The 20,397-nt window shown below is 67.4% G+C and carries 22 protein-coding genes and 1 tRNA gene; 13 read left to right on the top strand and 10 right to left on the bottom strand.

What is annotated here, in order from left to right; all coding sequences use genetic code 11:
* Positions 1-19: 19 nt before the first annotated feature.
* Positions 20-1,018 carry a cysteine synthase A gene (locus AC3WRC_RS04335; RefSeq protein ID WP_492303030.1) on the top strand — a complete coding sequence of 333 codons (999 nt, stop codon included), beginning with the start codon at positions 20-22 and terminating at the stop codon, positions 1,016-1,018.
* Between the two features lie 160 nt (positions 1,019-1,178).
* Here AC3WRC_RS04335 and AC3WRC_RS04330 read toward each other — a convergent pair whose 3' ends face one another.
* The 7 genes from AC3WRC_RS04330 to flgF form a co-directional block, all read right to left on the bottom strand.
* Entirely contained in the window at positions 1,179-2,966 is a 1,788-nt protein-coding gene (locus tag AC3WRC_RS04330; protein WP_492303029.1) for a DUF885 domain-containing protein, read from the bottom strand.
* Between the two features lie 49 nt (positions 2,967-3,015).
* Positions 3,016-3,447, bottom strand: a complete 432-nt coding sequence (locus tag AC3WRC_RS04325) for a hypothetical protein (RefSeq protein WP_082854233.1) — start codon at positions 3,445-3,447, stop codon at positions 3,016-3,018.
* Between the two features lie 80 nt (positions 3,448-3,527).
* Positions 3,528-3,956, bottom strand: a complete 429-nt coding sequence (locus AC3WRC_RS04320; protein ID WP_492303028.1) for a hypothetical protein — start codon at positions 3,954-3,956, stop codon at positions 3,528-3,530.
* A gap of 140 nt (positions 3,957-4,096) precedes the next feature.
* Positions 4,097-4,819, bottom strand: a complete 723-nt coding sequence (gene flgH, locus AC3WRC_RS04315; RefSeq protein ID WP_153922591.1) for a flagellar basal body L-ring protein FlgH — start codon at positions 4,817-4,819, stop codon at positions 4,097-4,099.
* Between the two features lie 12 nt (positions 4,820-4,831).
* A complete protein-coding gene (locus AC3WRC_RS04310) occupies positions 4,832-5,440 on the bottom strand; it encodes a flagella basal body P-ring formation protein FlgA (protein WP_205678522.1) in 609 nt (202 codons plus the stop codon).
* A 10-nt stretch (positions 5,441-5,450) separates the two neighbouring features.
* Positions 5,451-6,239: a flagellar basal-body rod protein FlgG gene (gene flgG, locus AC3WRC_RS04305; RefSeq protein WP_055754135.1), complete on the bottom strand. Its 789-nt coding sequence runs from the start codon at positions 6,237-6,239 to the stop codon at positions 5,451-5,453.
* Positions 6,240-6,253: 14 nt separating this feature from the next.
* Positions 6,254-6,994, bottom strand: a complete 741-nt coding sequence (gene flgF, locus AC3WRC_RS04300) for a flagellar basal-body rod protein FlgF (protein ID WP_055754136.1) — start codon at positions 6,992-6,994, stop codon at positions 6,254-6,256.
* 179 nt (positions 6,995-7,173) lie between these two features.
* Here flgF and AC3WRC_RS04295 point away from each other — a divergent pair, with 179 nt between their 5' ends.
* The 8 genes from AC3WRC_RS04295 to AC3WRC_RS04260 all read left to right on the top strand — a co-directional run bounded on the left by AC3WRC_RS04295 (position 7,174) and on the right by AC3WRC_RS04260 (position 12,610).
* Entirely contained in the window at positions 7,174-7,848 is a 675-nt protein-coding gene (locus AC3WRC_RS04295) for a flagellar basal body-associated FliL family protein (protein ID WP_492303027.1), read from the top strand.
* 2 nt (positions 7,849-7,850) lie between these two features.
* Positions 7,851-8,894: a flagellar motor switch protein FliM gene (fliM, locus tag AC3WRC_RS04290; protein WP_017504455.1), complete on the top strand. Its 1,044-nt coding sequence runs from the start codon at positions 7,851-7,853 to the stop codon at positions 8,892-8,894.
* On the top strand, positions 8,894-9,475 hold the full coding sequence (locus AC3WRC_RS04285; RefSeq protein WP_492303026.1) for a DUF6468 domain-containing protein: 582 nt from the start codon (positions 8,894-8,896) through the stop codon (positions 9,473-9,475). Before fliM ends, AC3WRC_RS04285 begins: the two co-directional genes overlap by 1 nt.
* Before the next feature lie 17 nt (positions 9,476-9,492).
* Positions 9,493-10,413, top strand: a complete 921-nt coding sequence (locus AC3WRC_RS04280) for a MotE family protein (protein ID WP_492303025.1) — start codon at positions 9,493-9,495, stop codon at positions 10,411-10,413.
* An 86-nt stretch (positions 10,414-10,499) separates the two neighbouring features.
* Positions 10,500-10,640: a hypothetical protein gene (locus tag AC3WRC_RS04275; RefSeq protein WP_155965911.1), complete on the top strand. Its 141-nt coding sequence runs from the start codon at positions 10,500-10,502 to the stop codon at positions 10,638-10,640.
* Positions 10,641-10,736: 96 nt separating this feature from the next.
* Positions 10,737-10,976, top strand: a complete 240-nt coding sequence (locus tag AC3WRC_RS04270) for a DUF3297 family protein (protein ID WP_045810378.1) — start codon at positions 10,737-10,739, stop codon at positions 10,974-10,976.
* 43 nt (positions 10,977-11,019) lie between these two features.
* Positions 11,020-12,465, top strand: a complete 1,446-nt coding sequence (locus tag AC3WRC_RS04265) for a M20/M25/M40 family metallo-hydrolase (protein WP_492303024.1) — start codon at positions 11,020-11,022, stop codon at positions 12,463-12,465.
* Between the two features lie 58 nt (positions 12,466-12,523).
* A tRNA-Leu gene (locus AC3WRC_RS04260) sits at positions 12,524-12,610 on the top strand.
* A gap of 17 nt (positions 12,611-12,627) precedes the next feature.
* On the opposite strand, the gene AC3WRC_RS04255 is transcribed toward AC3WRC_RS04260, so the two are convergent.
* The gene (locus tag AC3WRC_RS04255) at positions 12,628-14,037 is read right to left on the bottom strand and encodes an SLC13 family permease (protein WP_492303460.1); all 1,410 of its coding nucleotides are present in this window, start codon (positions 14,035-14,037) and stop codon (positions 12,628-12,630) included.
* A gap of 88 nt (positions 14,038-14,125) precedes the next feature.
* Between AC3WRC_RS04255 and AC3WRC_RS04250 the strand changes: the two genes are divergently transcribed.
* Positions 14,126-14,944 (top strand): hypothetical protein, encoded by an 819-nt coding sequence (locus tag AC3WRC_RS04250; RefSeq protein ID WP_492303023.1) that lies wholly within the window; start codon positions 14,126-14,128, stop codon positions 14,942-14,944.
* Between the two features lie 10 nt (positions 14,945-14,954).
* On the opposite strand, the gene AC3WRC_RS04245 is transcribed toward AC3WRC_RS04250, so the two are convergent.
* Complete coding sequence (locus AC3WRC_RS04245) at positions 14,955-15,680, bottom strand: fatty acid desaturase (protein WP_492303022.1); 726 nt, start codon at positions 15,678-15,680, stop codon at positions 14,955-14,957.
* A gap of 80 nt (positions 15,681-15,760) precedes the next feature.
* Between AC3WRC_RS04245 and crtY the strand changes: the two genes are divergently transcribed.
* The 3 genes from crtY to AC3WRC_RS04230 are packed head-to-tail and all read left to right on the top strand — an operon-like array spanning position 15,761 to position 19,337.
* Positions 15,761-16,927 carry a lycopene beta-cyclase CrtY gene (gene crtY, locus AC3WRC_RS04240; RefSeq protein WP_492303021.1) on the top strand — a complete coding sequence of 389 codons (1,167 nt, stop codon included), beginning with the start codon at positions 15,761-15,763 and terminating at the stop codon, positions 16,925-16,927.
* The gene (locus AC3WRC_RS04235; protein ID WP_492303020.1) at positions 16,927-18,408 is read left to right on the top strand and encodes a phytoene desaturase; all 1,482 of its coding nucleotides are present in this window, start codon (positions 16,927-16,929) and stop codon (positions 18,406-18,408) included. The genes crtY and AC3WRC_RS04235 overlap by 1 nt, the downstream gene beginning before the upstream one ends.
* The gene (locus tag AC3WRC_RS04230) at positions 18,405-19,337 is read left to right on the top strand and encodes a phytoene/squalene synthase family protein (RefSeq protein ID WP_066626564.1); all 933 of its coding nucleotides are present in this window, start codon (positions 18,405-18,407) and stop codon (positions 19,335-19,337) included. The genes AC3WRC_RS04235 and AC3WRC_RS04230 overlap by 4 nt, the downstream gene beginning before the upstream one ends.
* 3 nt (positions 19,338-19,340) lie before the next feature.
* Here the strand turns inward: AC3WRC_RS04230 and AC3WRC_RS04225 are convergent, their stop codons facing one another.
* A complete protein-coding gene (locus AC3WRC_RS04225; protein ID WP_492303019.1) occupies positions 19,341-20,354 on the bottom strand; it encodes an ABC transporter permease in 1,014 nt (337 codons plus the stop codon).
* Positions 20,355-20,397: the final 43 nt, after the last annotated feature.

The raw sequence follows: 20,397 nt of genomic DNA, 5'->3' as shown, positions 1-20,397 counted from the left end.
TTCGCCTGAAAGCCCAACCTTGTCCGCTACGTCATCCGTCATCGACCTGATCGGCAATACGCCGCTGGTGCGCCTGAACCGCCTGTCCGACGCGACGGGCTGCGAAATCCTGGGCAAGGCCGAGTTTCTGAATCCCGGCGGCTCGATCAAGGATCGCGCGGCCCTGTCGATCGTGCAGGGCGCGCGGGCGTCCGGCGCGCTGAAACCCGGCGGGACGATCGTCGAGGGCACGGCCGGCAACACCGGCATCGGCCTGGCCTTGGTCGGGGCCGCCTTGGGTCATCCGGTCGTCATCGTCATTCCACGCACCCAGTCGGAAGAGAAGAAGTCCGCCATCCGTTCGCTGGGCGCCCGCCTGGTCGAGGTGGACGCCGCACCCTTTTCCAGCCCGAACCACTTCGTCCACTATTCCGGGCGTCTGGCCGCCGAACTGAACGAGAGCGAAGAGGCCGGCGCCATCTGGGCCAATCAGTTCGACAACACCGCCAACCGCGAGGCCCACTACAACACGACCGGCCCCGAAATCTGGACGCAGACAAACGGTCAGGTCGACGCCTTCGTCTCGGCCGTCGGCTCAGGCGGGACCATCGCCGGCGTCGGCGCCTATCTGCGCGAACAGAAGCCGGATGTGACCATCGCCCTGGCCGATCCAGCGGGCGCGGCCATGTTCAACTGGTTCACCAAGGGCGAGATGACGGGCGAGGGATCGTCGATCACCGAGGGGATCGGCGTGGCCCGCATCACCGGCAATCTGGAAGGCTTCAGGCCCGACTACGCCTATCGGATCGAGGACGCGGAGTTCCTGCCGATCCTGTTCGACCTGGTGAAGCACGAAGGTCTGTCGCTGGGCGGATCGGCGGGGGTGAATATCGCCGGCGCGGTGCGGCTGGCGCGCGAGCTTGGGCCAGGCAAGACCATCGTGACCTGCCTGTGCGATCCCGGTTCGCGTTATGCGTCCAAGCTGTTCAACCCGGAATTCCTGCGTTCGAAAGGTTTGCCGGAGCCGGACTGGGCGTAAGCCCATCGTCTCCTCCCCACTTGTGGGGAGGGGGACCGCAAAGCGGTGGAGGGGCTCTTGAAGTCCCACAAGCGGCCTGTGATGCGGCTAAGAACCCCTCCGTCTCTCCGCTTCGCTCCGAGCCACCTCCCCACGAAGCGGGGAGGAGACGACGCTTCTGCTACTTCGCCTTCTGCTTCGCGATCCAGGCATCCATCCGCTGGTCCAGCAGCGCCAGCGGCAGCGGGCCTTCGACCAGCAGGGCGTCGTGGAAGGTGCGGACGTTGAACTTCGACCCCAGCTCCCGCTCGGCCCGCGCGCGGATTTCGCGCAGGCGGATTTCGCCGATCTTGTAGGCCGTGGCCTGGCCGGGCCAGCCGATGTAGCGCTGAAGCTCGGTCTCGATGTTGTGGGGCGCAAGGGCCGAGTTGTCGCGGAAACAGGCGCGGGCCTGTTCCTCGGTCCAGCCCATCCAGTGCAGGCCGGTGTCCGCGACAAGTCGGCAGGCGCGCCACATCTCATAGGACAGGCGGCCGAACCGTTCGTAAGGCGTGCGGTAGAAGCCCATCTCCTCGCCCAGATATTCGGCGTACAGGCCCCAGCCCTCGGTATAGGCGCTGACATTGGCCTGACGGCGGAAATAGGGTTGGCCGGGCGCCTCCTGTTGCAAGGCGATCTGGAGGTGGTGGCCCGGCACGGCCTCATGCAGGGTCAGGGCGGGCAACTCGTACAGCGGACGCTGATCCAGCTTGGACGTATTGACGATGTAATGGGCCGAAACGCCGTTCTGCATCGAACCGCCGTTGTAACGGCCGGTGGTGTAGTTTTCCTCGATCTGCGGCGGCACGGGCTGGACGTCGTAGGTCAGGCGGGGCAGGGTGGCGAACAGGGGCGGCAAACCGCCATCCGCGCGCTTGGCCATCTCCGACGCCTGCTGCAACAGGGCCTCGCGGCTGGTCGCATAGAACTGAGGATCGGTGCGCAGGAAGTTCAGGAAGCCGGCGAAGTCGCCGGTCCAGCCCGACGCCTTCATCTCCACATCCATGCGGGCGCGGATGCGCGCGACCTCGTCCAGACCGATCTGGTGGATCTGGTCCGGCGTCAGGTCGGTCGTCGTGTGGCCGCGCACCAGATAGGCGTAGAGTTCCTTGCCGCCGGGCCGATTGCCGATGCCCGGCTGGACCGGCGCCTTGGGTAGATAGTCGCTTTCGAGGAAGGCCAGCCAGGCCCGGCGTGCGGGAAGGATCGTTTCCGAAACCGCCGCCGTCGCCGCTGCGGTCAGGCGATCCTTATCCGCTTGAGACACGATCGACGGCAGGGTCGCCAAGGGCTTCAGCAGCGGCTCGGCGTCCGGCTTGATCGCCACATCGTTTCGCGCCAGCGTCAGGGCGCTTTCTGTCACGGACCGGGCCTGGACCAGGCCGGTATCCAGGCCGCGTCGGGCGTTGGCGGTCGTCTGGGCGTAGATTTGGCCGAAGCCCCGGATACGCTTGATATAGGCCTCGGCCTCCGCTACCGAGTTCAGGCGCGTGCTGCCGCCGACATAGAGCGCCCAGGTTCCGGGACCGCCTTCGGAGTCGAACCCCAGGCGGCTGGTGTCATAATCCAGCCCTTCGAGACTGCGGTTGAGCGTATAGAGCAGGAAGGCGTGATTGATGCTGGCGGCGTGGGAAAGACTTGCCGGGTTGATGGCCGCCAACCGCCGCACGAACCCTTGCAGCGGCGCGCGCTGGGCCAGTTCGAACTCCCGCGACAGGTCAGGCACCCGCCCCATCGCCTCGACATCGCCCTCTCCGCCTGCCGAGATCGGATCGACCGACTTCAGATAGGTCTCGTAGTCAGCGATGACGGCGTTCAGCGCGGCGTCTGCCGGGGCGGTTGCGACGGCAGCGGGCGGCGTCTGCGCGACGGCCGCAACCGGCGAGCCAGCCGCAAGCATGGCTGCAACAGCCAGATAAGAAATCTTCATGACGCCCCTCCTGTCAGGAGGGGCACGCAAGCCGAGCAGAGCCGATGCGTCAACCGCAGACGGTGAAGAACCGCTCGATCTGCACCTTTGCGGCGGGATGGGCGGCGTAGACGTGACGTTCGCCGTCAGCCCAGGCGGCGATCCAGCCCAGACGTCGGAAGCGCTGGAAGACCGGATCCTTGGTCTTGGCCTGCGCCGTCAGCAGTTCGCCGTCATGCACGACGGCCGGCTCAGATGCGGCGCGATAGCGCTCGGTGTCGCCGCCCGATTCGAGATAAATCTCGCGGCCCGGCTTGTCGCTGGAGGCCGTCAGTTCCAGCGCGCTCGACCCCACCTGACAGGCGAGCCGAAGTTTGACTTCGTCGCTGTTGGCGACGCCGTAGGCCAGCATGGCCTCCTGCCCATCGGTGTTCAGGAACCAGTCGTAACCGGGCGTGGGCGCGGGGGCTGATGCGGTCGCCGCAGAGCCGGCTGGGGGCATTGGGACCTGGGTCGCGCAAGCTGCAAGGGCCGAGACGGCGATCAAGGCTGATATCAAGCGAAGACGCATGCGTGAATTCCTCAGCCGGCGCAGCGATCGGCGAAGCGACGCAGCTTGGCCATGTGCGGACGTTCGACGGTGATCGTGCTGGCGTCGTCGCCGACGGCGATTGTCATCCGGCCGTTCTCGACGAAGGCGGAAAAGGCGGGGTGGTCGACGGGAATCGCCGTCTCCAGCTTGCCGCCACGCCCGATGCGCGCCTCGCTGGTCGCCGTCGACCCGCCTGAGGTGATACGCGCAAATCCGGCGGACGCATCCTCGCCATAGACCGCGACCGAGACCGCGCCCGAACCCGGCAGGCATTGCAGCGTGGCGCGCAGGCTGGCCGTGTCGGGGATGTCGTTGGCCAGCACCATCGGTCCCTCGCCCTCGTACAGGCTCCAGGTCCAGCCTGCGCCGGGCGCAGTCTGTATCGCGGCCGCCATCAGGGCGGAGAGTATCAGCATCATGTGTCAGCCCCCGCCGACGACGCGCAGCGCCGCGTCGCCTTCAATGTCGTCAGACGCGGCTGTGACCGCAAGATCAGACGACCGCATTCACTTTGAACGCGGTTATCCGTCTGCAGTTCAACCCGCAGGGTCGGCTCGCGTCAGAACGGGCTGAAGCGTTCCGCCAGCGCCTGACCCACGGGCGGGGCCTGGACGCGGCTGACGTCGCCACGACCGCCGTAGGAGATGCGCGCCTCGGCGATCTGGGTGTGGTTGATGGCGTTGGCCGATGAGATGTCCTCGGGGCGGACGATGCCGGCGACGGTCAGTTCGCGGACCTCGCGGTTGGTGCGCACTTCCTGCCGACCCTGGATCACCAGATTGCCGTTGGCCAGGACGTCGGTGACGACGGCGGCGATGGTCAGCGACACCTTCTCGGCGCGGGTGACCGAACCATTGCCCGACGACTTCAGATCGCCTTCCATGCCAACCATCTTCGACGGATCGAAGCCACCGGGGAAGGCGCGACCCAGGCTGCTTTCCAGGCCGAACAGATTGCTGACGCCGGCATTGATCTCGTTGGAGCGCGAGCGCTGGGTCGAGTTCTGGGTCTGGGCGCGATCGTCGATGTCGATCTTGACCGTCAGGATGTCGCCAATATGGCGCGCGCGCTGGTCGCCGAAGAAGGTCCGGGCGCCCGTGCGCCACAGGCTGTTGGCGCTGGCCGGCGCGGTCTCGCGCGCGGGCAGATAGGCCTGCTGCGCCGGGATCAGGGCGGCGGGATAGCCGATGGGGGCCAGTTCCGGACCGCGCACCGTTTCAGCGACGGTCGAGCAGGCAGCGAGCGGGGCGAAGGCGGCGAGGATCAGGACGGCTTTACGCATGACTTGGATTCCCTAGCGGGCGGCGAACTGTTGGGGATTGGCGCGGGCCATGTCGGCGCCGGGGCCGGCGATGGCTTGGCCGGGGCCGGAGGCGACCGCATCGATGACGCGGTTGGAGGTGGTGTTCATTATGGCGACCGGCTCGCCCAGACCGGCGCTGCGCATGGCCTTGCCCATGACGGCCAGGTTCACGCCGCCGACCTGATAGGTAACGCGCACCATATCGTTGCGGGCGATGACCTGCGGCGCGGCGCCGGGACGATAGGCGGCGCGGGCGATGGGTTGGGCAGCCTGGACGGCGTCCGTCGGCGCGGCCTCGGCCACGGTCTGAACGGGTCCGGCCGAACGGCGCACGGCGACGCGGCGCAGGCCGTTGGGATTGCTCCAGTCAAGGCCCGCCTGACGCGCCTGGGCCTGAAGCTGACCGGCGTCCAGCACGACAGAAGGACCGACGCGTTCGGCGACGGCGACATTGGCCGCAGCGCCCGCGCCCTCGAAGATGTCGCCCAGGGTGACGCGACCGTCGTCGTCCACGGGGTTGGCGCGCAGCACGACCGGGTTGGCGAGGGCGGCGCCGGCGAAGGCGCTGACGGCGGCGGCGAGCAGCAGGGAACGGATCATGATCACGGCCCTAGCCCTTCACTTGCGAGGCGACGGACAGCATCTGGTCGGCGGTGCTGATGACCTTGGAGTTCATTTCATAGGCGCGCTGCGCCACGATCAGGGCGCTGATCTCTGCTACCGCGTCCACGTTTGACGCCTCGGTGTAGGACTGCATGATCTGGCCGTAGCCCGCGTCGCCGGGCGTCCCGACGATCGCCGGCCCGGACGCGGCGGTTTCCAGCAGCAGGTTGTCTCCGATGGCTTCCAGACCCGCCTCGTTGAAGAAGCTGGCCAGTTCGATCTGCCCGACCGTGGTCGGGGCGGGCTGTCCGGCCTGGGTCACCTGAACCAGACCGGTCTTGGAGATCGATACCTTGGTCGCGTCCTGCGGGATGGTGATCGCCGGCTCCAGCAGATAGCCGTCGTCGGTCACCATCTGGCCTTCTGGATTGACCTGCAGATTGCCGGCGCGGGTGTAGGCCTTTTCGCCAGAAGGCAGGCTGATCTGGAAATAGCCCTTGCCGTCGATGGCCATGTCGTACGGGTTGCCCGTCGCCTGGGGCGTGCCCTGTTCGGTGATCCGATAGACGGCCCCGGCCTTGACGCCTGCGCCGATCTGGATGCCGGTCGGAACGACGGTGCCTGAGGCCGAGGACTGGGCCCCCATGCGTTCGACGTTCTGATAGAGCAGGTCCTGGAACTCGGCGCGCTGCTTCTTGAAGCCCACCGTGTTCATGTTGGCGATGTTGTTGGAGATAACCTCCACGTTCAACTGCTGGGCGGCCATGCCCGAGGCTGCGGTTCTCAGAGCGCGCATGTTCCGGCTCTCCTTTAAGCGGCCTTGCCGAGGCGCTCGACGGCGCGACGGCTCAGGTCTGTGGTGTTTTCGATCAGCTTGGAAATGCTCTCGTAGGCGCGGCTGATCTCGACGAGATTGGTGATTTCGATCAATGGATTGACGTTGGAAGACTCCAGCGAGCCCTGATGAACCTGGGCGTCGGCGGCCTCGATCGGCTGGGCGTTGGACTTATTGCGGTAGAGGCTGTCGCCGCCCTTTTCGAGCACGCCCAGCGTATCGAAACGCACGACCGACAGCCGGCCAGTGACCTGTCCGTTCTGGGTGATGGTGCCGTCAGCGCCGACGCTGGGCGCGCCAAGCGCGGGGTCCAGCACGATCTCCGCGCCGCCGCCAAGGACGGCCTGACCCTGTTTGGTGGTCAGACGCCCTTCCGGGTCCAGGGTGAAGGCGCCGTCGCGGGTGTAGGCTTCGCCGTTGGCGCCATCACGCACGGTGAAGAAGGCGCCCTCGCCGGAAATGGCGAAGTCCAGCGAGCGGCCCGTCTGCTGCATCGAACCCTGGCCGAAGTCGCGACCGACGCCATTGTCCAGCACGAAGCTGGCCGACGGGCGGATCGAGTCGTTGCGCGCCCGCTGCCCGATCTCGGTTCCGAGCATCAGTTGCTCGACCTTGAAGCCGGTGGTGTTGGCGTTGGCGACGTTGTTGGCCACGATGTCCAGTTCGCGACGCAACGTCATCTGGCGTGACAGTCCGATATAGGCGGCGTTTTCCACGAGAGGCGTGCTCCTTCGCCTCAGCCCTCGCAACGGCCGTGCCAACAGGGTTAATTCAGGCGGAATGCGGGTTTGAGCGGGATCGGGCCGCTTCCGACCCGGCAAATCCTGCCCATTGTAAACGTCGCGTTAACCAAACCGGACGATCCTCGTCATGAGAAAGTCTCCGGGGCGCGCGCATGTTCAAGTTCGGCAAGAAGAAGGGTGCGCCTGCGGCCGACGCCGACGCCAACCTGCCGGCCGTGACCGAAGGCGAGGCCGTCGAGGGCGACGCCGCCGCGCCCAAGAAAAAGAAGATCCCGCTGCTGTTCATCATCGCGCCGGTCGCCTTGCTGGTGCTGGGCGGCGGGGGCGCGGCGGCCTTCTTCATGCTGAAGCCCAAGCCCGCCGAAGCGCAGGGCGCCGAGGCCGAAGCCGGTCACGGAGAAGAGAAGGCCGACAAGAAGGCCGAGGGCAAGGAAGAGAAGAAGGAAGGCGGCGGTCACGGCGGCGGCGGCAAGGAGGGCGAGGCCGATCCTGCGCTGGGCGTCATCGCCGCGGGGCCGGATGGCGTCACCTTCTACACCTTGCCCGACATGGTCATGAACATTCAGTCGCCCGACGGCCGTCCGACCTTCCTGAAGCTGAAGCTGACCCTGGAGATGCAGGACGCCGAGGTGGCGACCCATCTGCAGGAAGAGATGCCGCGTCTGCAGGACATGTTCACCAGCTTCATGCGCGAACTGCGCCCTGAGGATCTGAGCGGCTCGGCCGGCACCTATCAGCTGCGCGCCGAGATTCTGCGCCGCGTCAATCTGATCGCCGCTCCGGGCAAGATCGACGCCGTGCTGATCGAAGAAATGCTGGTGCAATAGGCATGACGGACGCGGCGCAACTCGATCCGTTCGGCGGTCTGGGCGATCCCGGCGACGCCCTGTCCGAACGCGTCCTGAACCAGGATGAGATCGACAGCCTGCTGGGCTTCGACCTGGGCGACGACGACGGTTCCGAACGCTCGGGCATCCGCGCCATCATCAACTCCGCGCTCGTCAGCTACGAGCGTCTGCCGATGTTGGAGATCGTGTTCGACCGCCTGGTGCGGTTGATGACGACCAGCCTTCGCAACTTCACCTCCGACAACGTCGAAGTCAGCCTGGACAATATCTCCTCCATCCGGTTCGGCGACTATCTGAACTCGATCCCGCTGCCGGCCATCCTTGCGGTGTTTCGCGCCGAGGAGCTGGACAATTACGGTCTGCTGACGGTCGATTCCAACCTGATCTATTCGATCGTCGACGTGCTGTTGGGCGGTCGTCGCGGCACGGCGGCGCTGCGCATCGAAGGCCGGCCCTACACCACCATCGAGCGGGTGCTGGTGCAGCGGATGGTCGAGGTCGTGCTGAACGACGCCCGCCAGGCGTTCGAGCCGCTGACGCCGGTCCACTTCAACCTGGACCGGCTGGAGACCAACCCGCGCTTCGCCGCCATCGCGCGTCCCGCCAACGCCGCCATCCTGATCAAGCTGCGGATCGACATGGAGGATCGCGGCGGTCGCATCGAACTGCTGCTGCCCTATGCGACGCTGGAGCCGATCCGCAAGATGCTGCTGCAGCAGTTCATGGGCGAGAAGTTCGGCCGCGACAACATTTGGGAAGGCCACCTGGCCACCGAGATCTGGACGACCGAAACCGAAGTCCGCGCGGTCCTGGACGAACAGCAAATGCCTCTGTCCAGCGTGCTGAACCTCAAGGTCGGCGACACGATGATGCTGAACGCCACGCCGGATTCCGAGGTTTCGATCCGCGCCGGCTCCATTCCGCTGACCACAGGCCGCATGGGTCGCAAGGGCCAGCACATCGCCATACGCGTCGAAGGACCGGTCAATCCGGAAGTCGCCGCCCGCCTGGGAGTGAACGTCTGATGGCCGGAATGATCATGGACGGCGTGCTGATGGTGCTGCTGATCGCGGCGGTCGGCTACGGCATCAAGCTGGAACGCAAGCTGGCCGCCCTGCGCGCCGGACAGCTGGCCTTCGCCCAGGCCGTCACCGAACTGAACGCCGCTGCGGGGCGCGCCGAAAACGCCCTGGCCACCCTTCGGGCCTCGGGTCAGGAAACGGATCTGCTGCACGACCGGATCATCAAGGCGCGTGAGGTCAAGGCCCAGCTGGAGACCCTGATTGCCCGCGCGCCGGCAGTGGCGCCGGCGCGGATCGTTGAGGACGAACCCGTCCGTCGCGCGCCCCCGGCCGCCCTGGCCCCGGCTCCGGCCGCGACCGAAGACGAGGAGCGGGCCGAGCGTATGGCGGCCCTTGCTCAACGCATCCAGGGACTGGCCGGTCCCTCTTCGAACCGTCGCACTGAAGCGGCTGCGCCCGCCGGGCGCGACAATGTCGCCGCCATTGTTCAGGCCCTGACGGCCGGACGCTCCGCTAACCATTCCGCCAAACAAAGCCTCAACGCCGCGCGTCGTAATCTCGACGACGACCTGTTCGCCGCCTGAGTTCGGAACCCCATTTCATGGCCCGCCTTCCTCGCATCCTGCCCTTGATCGCCATCGCCATCGGCGGGGTCGTCGCCGTGCGCGCCGTCGGCGTCGCGCCTGGCCTGTTCGACGGGGCCAAGGCCTGGGCCGAGGAGGCGGTTCCATCTGCGGCCGGCGCGCCGCCCAAGCCGGTTCTGCCCGGCACCTGTTCCGCCTTGTCTCCCGAACAGCTGGCCCAGCAGGCCGGGATTTCGCCGGCCGAGCTGAAGATCATCCAGTCGCTGTCGCAGCGCCGCGCGGCGCTGGATGCGCGTGACCAGGACTTCGCCACTACTCTGCCGCTGATGGTCGCCGCCGAGCAGAAGCTGGACGCCAAGGTCAAGGCGCTGGAAGCCTTGAAGGCCGAGATGAAGCAGATGCTCGGCCAAGTCGACGAGCGCGAGAAGGCCGAGATCGATCGTCTGGTTCAAGTCTATTCCGCCATGCGTCCCAAGGAGGCCGCCCCGGTCATGGCCGCGCTGGAGGACCGGGTGCGCCTGCCGGTCGCCGCCGCCATGCGTCCGCGCACCCTGGCCGCCATCATGGCCCAGATGAGCGCGCCGCAAGCCAAAGAACTGACCGAAAAGCTCGCCGCCCGCTTCCAGGCCCAGCAGATGGCCGCCCGCGCCGCCGCCGCCGAGGCCACACCGCCTCCGGCCGCTACGCCTGCCGCTGCTGCGCCAGCCGCGACGACCCCGCCAGCGACGCCGACGGCTCAGCCTACGGCCGCCCCAACGACCCGTCCGACGCCGCGCCCGGCCGCCAACCGTCCCGCTGCGCGACCAGCGGCCCGTCCGGCCGCGACCCCGGCGCGTCGTCCTGCCGCCACGCCTGCGGCCGCTCCCGCTGCGACCGGCCCGCAGGCCTATCAGCCGTCAGCCGCCCCCAACGCCCAGCCCCGGCAAACTGTGCAGTAACCTTAAGTGTAATCTCGACGCTGACGTTTCGTCTCGACAGCGCGCACTGTTCGACCAATGATCTTCGAACGCTCCGTCAGAGAGCGATGACATCGAGGATCCGCGCCATGATCGGCGAACTGCTTTACGTGGCGCACCGCATGCGCAGGGCCATCATACTCGCCGTTCCGGCGGTCGGAACCGTGATGATGGCCGCCGTCGCCCAACACTATCACCTGCTGCCCTAAGGCCTTCGAACCCGGTTTCCGCCCGGTTTCGGATTGGCAGGGCGCGCCAGCGCGTCTATCACCGCGCCTTCCCGAGATCTGAGCCCGACCAACGCCATGTCCGACACGCCCCCCGATCGTCTTTCGGTCGACCCGTCCAGCCCGCATCACGACGCCGAGGTCCTGCAACGCGGCGTCGGCATTCGCTTCAAGGGCGAAGAGAAGACCAATGTCGAGGAATATTGCGTGTCCGAAGGCTGGGTGCGTCTGGCGCTCGGCAACCGCGTGGATCGCAAGGGCAAGGCCCTGACCGTGAAACTGCAGGGTCCGGTCGAACCCTATTTCCAGAACGACTGAACCTACCTAGGGTCCGGCTCTCATCTGAATCCGGAGCCTGCCTATGTCCATCCGTCTGCTGACCGCCAGCGCCGTCGCCCTGGGTCTTGTCGCGTTTATCCCGGCGGCCAAGGCTCAGGATGCGGCGACGGTGCAGCAGGCGATCGTCGTGCGCGACGCCGCGATGCGCTCGAACATCGCAATGGACTATGTCACCCAGCTGACGACGCGGTTCGGCGCGCGCCCGGCGGGTTCCCGTTCCGAACAGCAGGCCGCCGCCTGGGCCGCCGACTATCTGCGCGCCAACGGCTTCCAGAATGTCCGCATCGAAGAGTTCCCACTGGTCGGCTGGGAGCGGGGCGAAAGCTCGGCCGCCATCGTCGGCGACAACGCCCAGGCCCTGGTCGCTGCGGCTCTGGGCCACTCGCCGGCCACGCCGAGGGGCGGTGTCGAGGCGGAGATCGTGCGCTTCTCCACCTTCGAAGATCTGCAGGCCGCGCCCGAGGCCGCCGTCCGCGGCAAGATCGTCTATGTCGATCTGGGCCAGATGCACCCGATGCAGGACGGCTCGGGCTATGGTCCCCAGACCCGCGTGCGCGGCGCCGGCCCCGGCGTGGCGGCCGCCAAGGGCGCGGCGGCCTTCGTCATGCGCTCGGTGGGCTCTGACGAGGACCGGATGCCGCACACCGGCACGACCCGCTATGTCGACGGCAAGCCGACCATTCCCGCCTTCGCGCTGGCCGCGCCCGACGCCGATCAGGTCAGCCGCCTGGTCGCCCTGGGCCAGCCGGTGCGGATGCGCCTGACCTCGACCGCCCGCACCTATCGCACCACCAGCCAGAACGTGATCGGCGATCTGCCGGGCGCCACGCGCCCCGACGAGATCATCGTCCTGGGCTCCCACATGGACAGCTGGGACCTGGGCACCGGCGCCATCGACGACGGGGCCGGGGGCGCCATCACCATCGCCGCCGCTAAGGCCATCGCCGACAGCGGCCGCCGTCCAGCCCGAACCCTGCGCGTCATCTTCTACGGTTCGGAAGAAGTGGCCCAGCCGACCGCTCAGACCGGCAACGGCGGCGGCGTCTACGCGCGCGGCCAGGGCGCGGCGCTGGACAAGCACATCATCGCCGGCGAGAGCGATTTCGGAGCCGACCGCGTCTATGCCCTGCGCCTGCCCGCCGGCGCGCAAGGCTCGGACTTCCAGAAGGCCGCGACCCGCGTTCTCTATCCGATCGGCGTCCTGGCCTCGGATCGGGTCGAGACCGAAGGCGGCGTCGATGTCGGACCGATGGGCCCGCTGGGCGTGCCCTTCTTCGGCCTGGCCCAGGACGGAACCCGCTATTTCGACCTGCACCACACCGCCAACGACACGCTGGACAAGATCGACCCGGCGCAACTGAACCAGAACGTCGCCGCCTGGGCGGGCCTGCTGTGGCTGATCGCCGACTCCGACGTGGACTTCCGGGCGATGAAGCCCGCGACCACGCCGGCGACCCCGACACGCTGACGACTTGGAGACCCGGCCCGGTTCCGTCTATAGGAGCCGAACCGGGCCAGACCGGGCTGCGGGCGTGGCGAAACTGGTAGACGCAGCAGACTTAAAATCTGCCGGACGAAAGTCCTTGCCGGTTCAAGCCCGGCCGCCCGCACCACTCCGACTGCCACTCGATCAGAACGGGAAGAAGATCGGGATGGCGACCATGGCGGCGATCCAGGTGATCAGGTTCAGAGGCAGGCCGACGCGGACGAAGTCCATGTAGCTATAGCCGCCCATATTGAAGACCAGCACATTGGTCTGATAGCCGAACGGGGTGGCGAAGGCGGCCGAGGCCGCCATCATGACGCACACCAGGAAGGGTCGGGGATCCACGCCCAGGCTTTCGGCCAGGGCTACGGCGATGGGGGTAATCAAAACCGCGACCGTGGCGTTGGACAGCAGTTCGGTGGCGAACAGCGTCACGCCGTAAAGTACGATCAGGGCGCCCAGCGGCCCCAGGGGCCGGATCACGCCGATCAGACGGTCCGCGCCGGCCGACGCCAGACCGGTCACCTCGATCGCCGTGCCGACCACGACCATGCCGGCGATCAGCAACAGGATTTCAGGGCGCAGTCCGGCATAGGCCTCTTCGGGCGTGATGACACGCAGCAGGATCAGTCCGACGGCGCCGGCGAAGGCCGAGGCGGCGATCGGCGCCCACCCCAGCGCCGCCGACAGGATCACCAGGACAAACACGCCGAGCGAGATCGCAGCCGGCCTCAGCCGCAGCGGACGATCGGCGGCGCCATACAGTTCAACGTCGCCGAGATGCGCATCGCCCGATCCATCGACCTGGTTTCGTGATCCGCCCAGGCGCGGCAGGCCGAACGGCAGCAGGCGCTTGCGGCGATTGATGGCTTCGGCCTCTGCGCGGCGACGCGCCTCTTCCATTTCCGCCAGGCGCGCGGTTTCCGCCTCATCCCTGGCGACCGATCGACCCAGCTGGCGCGCGCCCACGAAATAGAGCCACAGGCCGCCGACGACCGCGACGGCCAGACCCACGGGCGTGATCTCGAACAGGCCGAAGACCGGCTGGCCGGCGTTGCGGGCCATGTCGTTGACGAGCAGGTTGGTCGAGGTGCCGATCAGCGTCAGCAGACCGCCCATGACCGTGACGTGGCTGAGCGGCATCAGAAAGCGTTTGGGCGACAGGCGCAGCGACTGGGCGACGTCGCGGATCACCGGCGCGGCCAAAACCACCACAGGGGTGTTGTTCAGAAAGCCGCCGACCGAACCGCACAGGCCGATGACGATCCAGATGCCCCGGGCGCCGATCCGGGCGGAAAGCTGCGTCGACTGTCGGATCAACCAGCCCAAGAGGCCGGACAGTTCAATGGCGTAGGCGATGACGAACAGGCCTGCCAAAGCGATGACGGCGGGACTGGCGAAGGCGCCCTGCACCTCGACCGGCCGCACGACGCCCAGCAGCAGAAGCACGGCGGCGCCGGTCAAGGCGACGACGTCGGCCCGCATCTTGCCATGGATCAGGACGCCCACGACGGCGACGAGCACGGCAAGGGCGGCGATCTGGTCGAAAGTCATGATGCTGTGCAGACCGTCCCCCATCGTTCGCGTCAACCTTTTCGGGTCAGCGCATCCACCTCAGCGGTTCGCGTGTTAGAGTGGTTCCATGCTCGAAACGATTGCGTCGCCTCGGTCTTTGATAGTCGCGCTTGCGGCGTCCCTGCTGGCGCTCGCCGCTTGCCAGCGTGAGCCGCAGCTTGCGCCTGCTCCGGCCCAAAAATCCGAAACGCCGCCGGTGGTGACCGTTGCGCCTGCGCCGGTGCTGGATCGCGCCGGCCTGCTTGAGGCCATGGACATCGCCGCCTCGGCCTTCGCCGCAGGGCGCGAGGTCGGGGGCGCGTCTCTGGCCGGGCGACGCTTTGTCGTCCGCCAGGCCTTTGGGTGCGGTGAGCCTAATGAGGCTGCCGAAGCTGCGGCCGATGGGCTGGCGACGGTGGCCTGGGCGAAGGATCGCCAGAGCCTGAAGTTCAGCCTGGCGCCGGCGGATTGGCTGCAGTCCGGTCTGATTGGACGCGACGACAGCGGCTTGGAGGCGGTGGAGGGATTCTGGCTGGAACGGCCGTGGCTGCGCACCGAGGCCTGCCCGGCGATGGCGCCCGGCGCCTCGACGTCCGACCAGTCTTCGCCTCAGACGGTGGGTTTGGCCGCCGTGTTCAAGGCGAACGGCGCGCGGACCGGCCGCCGAAACGGCCGCGCCTATGAGTTCACGTTGCGTGGCGAGGATGGCCAACCACCCGTGCCGCAGGCGCAAGGATACCGTCTTGTCCTCGAAGGGCGCATGACCGCCTTCGCCGACGGCCGCGCCATCCATTGCCGCGCCGCCGCAGCCGATAAACGGCCGGTTTGCATCGGCGCAGTGCAACTGGACCGCGTCGCCTTCGAAGACGCCGACGGCCAGATGCTCAGTGAATGGCGCGACGGCTGACGCGATCCGCCTAGCTGAAGAGACGCCACCAAGGCTTCCAGGGGGTCAGGTGGTGTTGGTGGTGGCGGCCGAAGTGGAAGCAGGTGAGCAACGACAGGACCGGGCCGAAGGGGCTGGTGCGGGCGTTGTGGTGGTCGGGGAAGGCGTCGTCGGTGTGCCTATGAGGCAGCCAGGTGCCGAAGGTGAACAACTGTAGCGCCGAGAGCAGGGCGGGCGCGGCCCAGAAGACCAAGAGATTGGGCATGCGGGCGCCCAGGATCAGCACCGCGACAGCCACGAGAATAGTCAGAACGACCAATTCTCGCCAGCCGAAATAGGTGCGGAAGAAGCCGTAAAACCAGGGCAGGAAGGCGCTTGGAGCCTCTGCGTGAAAGTCGGGATCGTCCGCCGTACCGGGCGCAGCGTGATGGGCGTGGTGTGCCGTCTTCAGCGGCGCAAACCGAAAACCGGCGTAGAGGGCCAGCGCCAGGCTGCCGATCGCCGTGTTCAGCCGGGGGCGTCCCGGGGCCAGCGAGCCGTGCATGGCGTCGTGGGCGACGATGAACAGGCCGACGGACAGCCAGGTCTGGACGGCGACGATCAGCGGAACGGTCAGGACGCTCCAGATCGTCCAGCGATGAAAATAGACGCCGTAGATATGCAGGGTCAGCCAAGCCGCCGCGATCAGGCCAGCCAGCGTCAGACCGATCAGGGCCTGGTTCGGGACGACCCGTGACATTGGCGTGACGGCGGACATGGCGCGACACTTAGCGCATCGCGGCCCGGTAAGCATCCTGTTCGCTTGCCGCATGCGTCGTCGCGTGCCACCTGTCTGGAATGCAGGTCGACGCCTCTGACACTTCCGCGCCGGACCTTCTGCTGGTCGGCGGCGGCCTGGCCAATGGCTTGCTGGCGTTGCGGCTGTCGCAGGTCCGCCCTGATCTGGACGTGCGAATCGTCGAGGCGGCGCAGACCCTGGGCGGGGTCCACACCTGGTCCTTCTTCGACAGCGACCTGACGCAGGCGCAGCGCGACTGGATCGCGCCCTTGGTGGTGCATCGCTGGCCGGGATACAGCGTCCGTTTTCCCCAGTTCGAACGGGCGCTGTCGACCCCCTATTGCAGCGTCACGGCCGAACGGTTTGCGGCGGTGGTCGAGGCGGCCTTGCCCGGAAGGATCATGCTGGGTGCGCCGGTCGCTTCGGTGTCGCCGACCGAAGCGGTGCTGGCTGATGGACGGCGTCTGAGCGCCAAGGCGGTGATCGATGGGCGCGGGCCAACCGCGACGCCGGATCTGGCGCTGGGTTTCCAGAAGTTCGTCGGGCTAGAGGTGCGGCTGGCGGCGCCGCACGGTCTGACCACGCCCATCGTCATGGACGCCTGCGTCGATCAGGCCGGGGGCTATCGGTTTCTCTACACCCTGCCGTTTGATGATCGCACGCTGCTGATCGAGGATACGCGCTACACCGATGGGGATGCGCTGGATCGCGCGGCCTTCCGGCAGGGCGTGCTGGATTACGCCCGCGCGAAGGGCTGGGAGATCGAGACGGTCTTGCGCGAAGAGGACGGCGTCCTGCCCGTGGCGCTCGATGGGGACATCGGCGCGCATTTGTCGCGGATGGGGCCGACGGCGCTCAGCGGCCTGCGCGCTGGGCTATTTCACCCGACCACCGGCTATTCCCTGCCGGACGCGGTGCGCCTGGCCGACCGGTTGGCGCGGGATTTCGAGCCGGCGACGACCGCTCAAGACATCCGCCGCCATGCGCATGACGTATGGGCCGGACGAGGCTTTTATCGGTTGCTGAACCGGATGCTATTCCGTGCGGCGCGGCCTGATGAGCGATACAAGGTGCTGGAGCGGTTCTATCGTCTGCCCCAGCCTTTGGTCGAACGCTTCTACGCCGCTGGATCCACCCTCGCTGACAAGGCGCGGATCCTGAGTGGAAAACCCCCGGTGCCGATCGGCGCCGCACTGACCTGTATGGTCGAAAGAGGACGTGCGTGATGCGGGCTGCTGTAATCGGATCGGGCTTCGGAGGCTTGTCGCTGGCCATACGGCTGCAGTCGGCGGGCATTCAGACTACGGTGTTCGAGGCCCGCGATCTGGAGGGCGGCCGGGCCTATGTGTTCAAGGATAAGGGCTACACCTTCGACGCCGGTCCCACCGTCATCACCGACCCGTCGGCGCTGGAGGAACTGTTCGAGGCCAGCGGGCGCAAGCTGTCGGACTATGTCGAACTGCTGCCGGTCGCGCCCTTCTACCGACTGTGCTGGGAAGACGGCGATGTCTTCGACTACGTCAACGACCAGGACGAGCTGGACCGCCAAATCGTGGCGCGCAATCCGGCCGACAAGGACGGTTATCGCAAGTTCCTGGCCTATTCGCAGGACCTGCTGAAGGAAGGCTATCTGAAGCTGGGGGCCGTGCCGTTTCTGGACTTCGCCAGCATGGTCAAGGCGGCGCCGGAGCTGATGCGGCTTCAGGCCTGGCGATCGGTCTATGACAAGGTCGCCAGCTATATTCAGGACGAGCACCTGCGTCAGGCGTTCAGCTTCCACTCCCTGCTGGTCGGCGGCAATCCGTTTGCGACCTCTTCGATCTATGCGCTGATCCATGCGCTTGAGCGGCGCTGGGGCGTGTGGTTCCCGCGTGGCGGCACCGGGGCCCTGATCCAGGCCATGGTGCGTCTGCTCAAGGATCTGGGCGGGGAAGTCCGGCTGAACAGTCCGGTCGAACGCATCACCATGGCGAACGGTCGCGCGAGCGGCGTAGTGGTTAACGGCGAGACGCTGGCCTTCGACATGGTCGCCTCCAACGCCGACGTGGTTCATACCTATCAGCGCCTGCTGGGTCAGGAACCGCGCGGTCAGAAGGAGGGCGCCAGGCTGGCGTCGCGACGTCACTCCATGTCGCTGTTCGTCATCTATTTCGGCCTGAAACGCGTCCACCCGGAGGTGCGCCACCACACGGTGCTGTTCGGGCCGCGCTATCGCGAGCTGATCGCCGAAATCTTCAAGGGGCCGGACCTGCCCGACGACTTCTCGCTGTATTTGCATGCGCCGACGCGGACCGATCCGTCATTGGCCCCGGAAGGCTGCGACGCCTTCTATGTCCTGGCGCCCGTGCCGCACCTGGCCTCGGCTGACATCGACTGGGAGGTCGAGGGGCCACGCTATCGCGACCGGATCCTGGCCTATCTGGAAGAACGCTACATCCCCGGTTTGACGGCGGATCTGGATACCTGCCGCATCTTCACGCCGGTCGATTTCCGCGACCAGCTGAACGCTCACCAGGGTTCGGCCTTCTCGCTGGAGCCGATCCTGACCCAAAGCGCCTGGTTCCGGGTGCATAACCGCGACGACCAGATCCCCAACCTCTATTTCGTGGGCGCCGGCACCCATCCCGGCGCGGGCGTGCCGGGCGTGGTCGGATCGGCCAAGGCCACCGCCGCCCTGATGATCGAGGACGCGAGGCAGCCGGCATGACCGACGCCGTCCTGGATCACAGCCGCCAGTCGATGGAGCAGGGGTCCAAGAGCTTCGCCGCCGCTGCGCGCCTGTTTCCGGCGGCGATCCGGGATGACGCCTGGATGCTGTATTCCTGGTGCCGGCACTGCGACGACGAGATCGACGGCCAGGTGCTGGGCCACGGTGCGGTCGGCATCGATCCGGTGCTGGCCGGCGAGAAGCTGGACGAACTGCGTCTTCGCACCGCCGCCGCCCTGGCCGGTGAGCCGCAGACGGACCCGGTCTTCACCGCCTTCCAACGCGTGGCCATGCGTCATGGCATTCCAGCCGATGAGGCGATGGACCTGTTGCAAGGGTTCGAGATGGACGTGGTCGGCCGGCGTTACGATACGCTGGAGGACACGCTGGACTACGCCTATCACGTCGCCGGCGTCGTCGGGGTGATGATGGCGCGGATCATGGGGGTGGACGATGCGCCGACCTTGCGACGCGCCCAGGACCTGGGGCTGGCGTTCCAGCTAACGAACATCGCTCGCGACGTGGTCGAGGATGCTAAGGGTGGACGGGTCTATCTGCCCGGCGCCTGGCTGGACGAGGCGGGCGTGCCGCGCGACCAGGTCGATCAGCCCCAGCACCGCGCCGCCGTGGCGCGCACGGCCCAGCGCCTGGTCGCGGCGGCCGAACCCTTCTACGCCTCGGCCCGGTGGGGTTTGCGCGATCTGAACCCGCGCTCGGCCTGGGCCATCGCTACGGCGCGCGGCGTCTATCGTTCGATCGGCCGCCATGTGTCGCGCGCCGGCGTGAGCGCCTGGGACGGACGGACGTCGGTCGACAAGGCGGGCAAGCTGATGCTGTTGGGGCGGGGTGGTCTGATCGCCCTGTGGTGCAAGACGCTGGACGCCTGGCGCGAGCCGCCGCCGCGCCCGGCGCTGTGGACCCACGTCTGACGATCAGCGAGCCGCGCGCCGCCTCTCCAACATCAGGGCGACCACGAGACCCCCTGCGCCAAGACCGGCCATGACCGCCCAGGCTGCGATGACGGTCGAGGTGAACTCGCCGCGCCAGATCACGGCCTGATAGGCCTCGATGGCCCAGGCGTGGGGCGTAATCCAGCCGAGATCGCGGAAGGCCTCGGGCATCAAAAAGCGCGGCGCCATCGATCCCCCCAGAGCGGCCAGAAGCAGGACGACGAAGGTCGTCAACGGCTGGGCCTGTTCGCGCGATCGACACGCTGCTGTCAGAGCCAGGGCCAGACCGGCGGCGCAGGAGCCGACCGCAAAGGCGGTGACCGCCGTCGCCGCCATCTGCCAGGGGGCCAGGTCAGGCAACTTGACCCAGGCGGCGACGAAGACAGCCGCCGACTGCATCAGGCCCACAGCAGTCAGCCAGACGGCCCGCCCGCCAAGGATGGGCGCAAGGCCGCCGCGCGCCAGGGCCAGGCGTGACTGAAGACCGGATCGCCGCTCGTCAAGCCCGCCCATGGCCCCGTGCATGGCGGCGAAGAAGACGAACATGACGCTGACCGCGCCCGCATAATAGGTCGCCTGCACATCACCCTGAGGCCCGATCTGCAGGGTTTGAACGCGCGGTGCGGGTCGTGCGCCCTGACCCGACAGCGCGGCGGCCATCGGCTCCAGCCGCGCCTGAAGCGCCGACGCCGCCACATCCCTGCCGGCGGCGGAAACGATCACCAGCTTCGGCGGTCCCTGCGTCGAGGGACGGATCAGTATGCCCGCGTCGGCGCGACCGTCGATGACGGCGCGGTCGAAAGCCTCGCGATCTTCCACGATGCGAAGACGCGCCCCCATGTCCTTTGATACCGCCTCGCGGATCGCCGCCGTTGCGGGCGTTCGCGAAGCGTCGTGCAGCACGACGCTCGTATCGATGTCGCCGCGCGCGCCCGCGCCGAAGATCGCTGCGAACAGCAGATAGACCAAGGGTGGCAACAGCAGGGTCAGGATCACGCCTGCGCGGTCGCGCCAAAACCCTCTCGCCCAGGCGCCCGCC

This window comes from Brevundimonas sp. EU05-FHT14B07 (genome assembly GCF_058790795.1).
The sequence above is the reverse complement of the archived record's forward strand: the minus strand, read 5'-3'. Positions and strand labels throughout refer to the sequence as shown.

Excerpts from the sequence above, each read along its gene's own strand:
- AC3WRC_RS04285 (WP_492303026.1), top strand. The coding sequence starts at position 8,894 with ATGGCCGGAATGATCATGGACGGCGTGCTGATGGTGCTGCTGATCGCG.
- AC3WRC_RS04250 (WP_492303023.1), top strand. The coding sequence starts at position 14,126 with ATGCTCGAAACGATTGCGTCGCCTCGGTCTTTGATAGTCGCGCTTGCG.
- AC3WRC_RS04295 (WP_492303027.1), top strand. The coding sequence starts at position 7,174 with ATGTTCAAGTTCGGCAAGAAGAAGGGTGCGCCTGCGGCCGACGCCGAC.
- AC3WRC_RS04270 (WP_045810378.1), top strand. The coding sequence starts at position 10,737 with ATGTCCGACACGCCCCCCGATCGTCTTTCGGTCGACCCGTCCAGCCCG.
- flgG (WP_055754135.1), bottom strand. The coding sequence starts at position 6,239 with ATGCGCGCTCTGAGAACCGCAGCCTCGGGCATGGCCGCCCAGCAGTTG.
- AC3WRC_RS04230 (WP_066626564.1), top strand. The coding sequence starts at position 18,405 with ATGACCGACGCCGTCCTGGATCACAGCCGCCAGTCGATGGAGCAGGGG.
- AC3WRC_RS04330 (WP_492303029.1), bottom strand. The coding sequence starts at position 2,966 with ATGAAGATTTCTTATCTGGCTGTTGCAGCCATGCTTGCGGCTGGCTCG.
- fliM (WP_017504455.1), top strand. The coding sequence starts at position 7,851 with ATGACGGACGCGGCGCAACTCGATCCGTTCGGCGGTCTGGGCGATCCC.
- AC3WRC_RS04255 (WP_492303460.1), bottom strand. The coding sequence starts at position 14,037 with ATGACTTTCGACCAGATCGCCGCCCTTGCCGTGCTCGTCGCCGTCGTG.
- flgH (WP_153922591.1), bottom strand. The coding sequence starts at position 4,819 with ATGCGTAAAGCCGTCCTGATCCTCGCCGCCTTCGCCCCGCTCGCTGCC.
- AC3WRC_RS04275 (WP_155965911.1), top strand. The coding sequence starts at position 10,500 with ATGACATCGAGGATCCGCGCCATGATCGGCGAACTGCTTTACGTGGCG.
- AC3WRC_RS04320 (WP_492303028.1), bottom strand. The coding sequence starts at position 3,956 with ATGATGCTGATACTCTCCGCCCTGATGGCGGCCGCGATACAGACTGCG.
- AC3WRC_RS04310 (WP_205678522.1), bottom strand. The coding sequence starts at position 5,440 with ATGATCCGTTCCCTGCTGCTCGCCGCCGCCGTCAGCGCCTTCGCCGGC.
- AC3WRC_RS04265 (WP_492303024.1), top strand. The coding sequence starts at position 11,020 with ATGTCCATCCGTCTGCTGACCGCCAGCGCCGTCGCCCTGGGTCTTGTC.
- AC3WRC_RS04245 (WP_492303022.1), bottom strand. The coding sequence starts at position 15,680 with ATGTCCGCCGTCACGCCAATGTCACGGGTCGTCCCGAACCAGGCCCTG.
- crtY (WP_492303021.1), top strand. The coding sequence starts at position 15,761 with ATGCAGGTCGACGCCTCTGACACTTCCGCGCCGGACCTTCTGCTGGTC.
- AC3WRC_RS04280 (WP_492303025.1), top strand. The coding sequence starts at position 9,493 with ATGGCCCGCCTTCCTCGCATCCTGCCCTTGATCGCCATCGCCATCGGC.
- AC3WRC_RS04325 (WP_082854233.1), bottom strand. The coding sequence starts at position 3,447 with ATGCCCCCAGCCGGCTCTGCGGCGACCGCATCAGCCCCCGCGCCCACG.
- AC3WRC_RS04235 (WP_492303020.1), top strand. The coding sequence starts at position 16,927 with ATGCGGGCTGCTGTAATCGGATCGGGCTTCGGAGGCTTGTCGCTGGCC.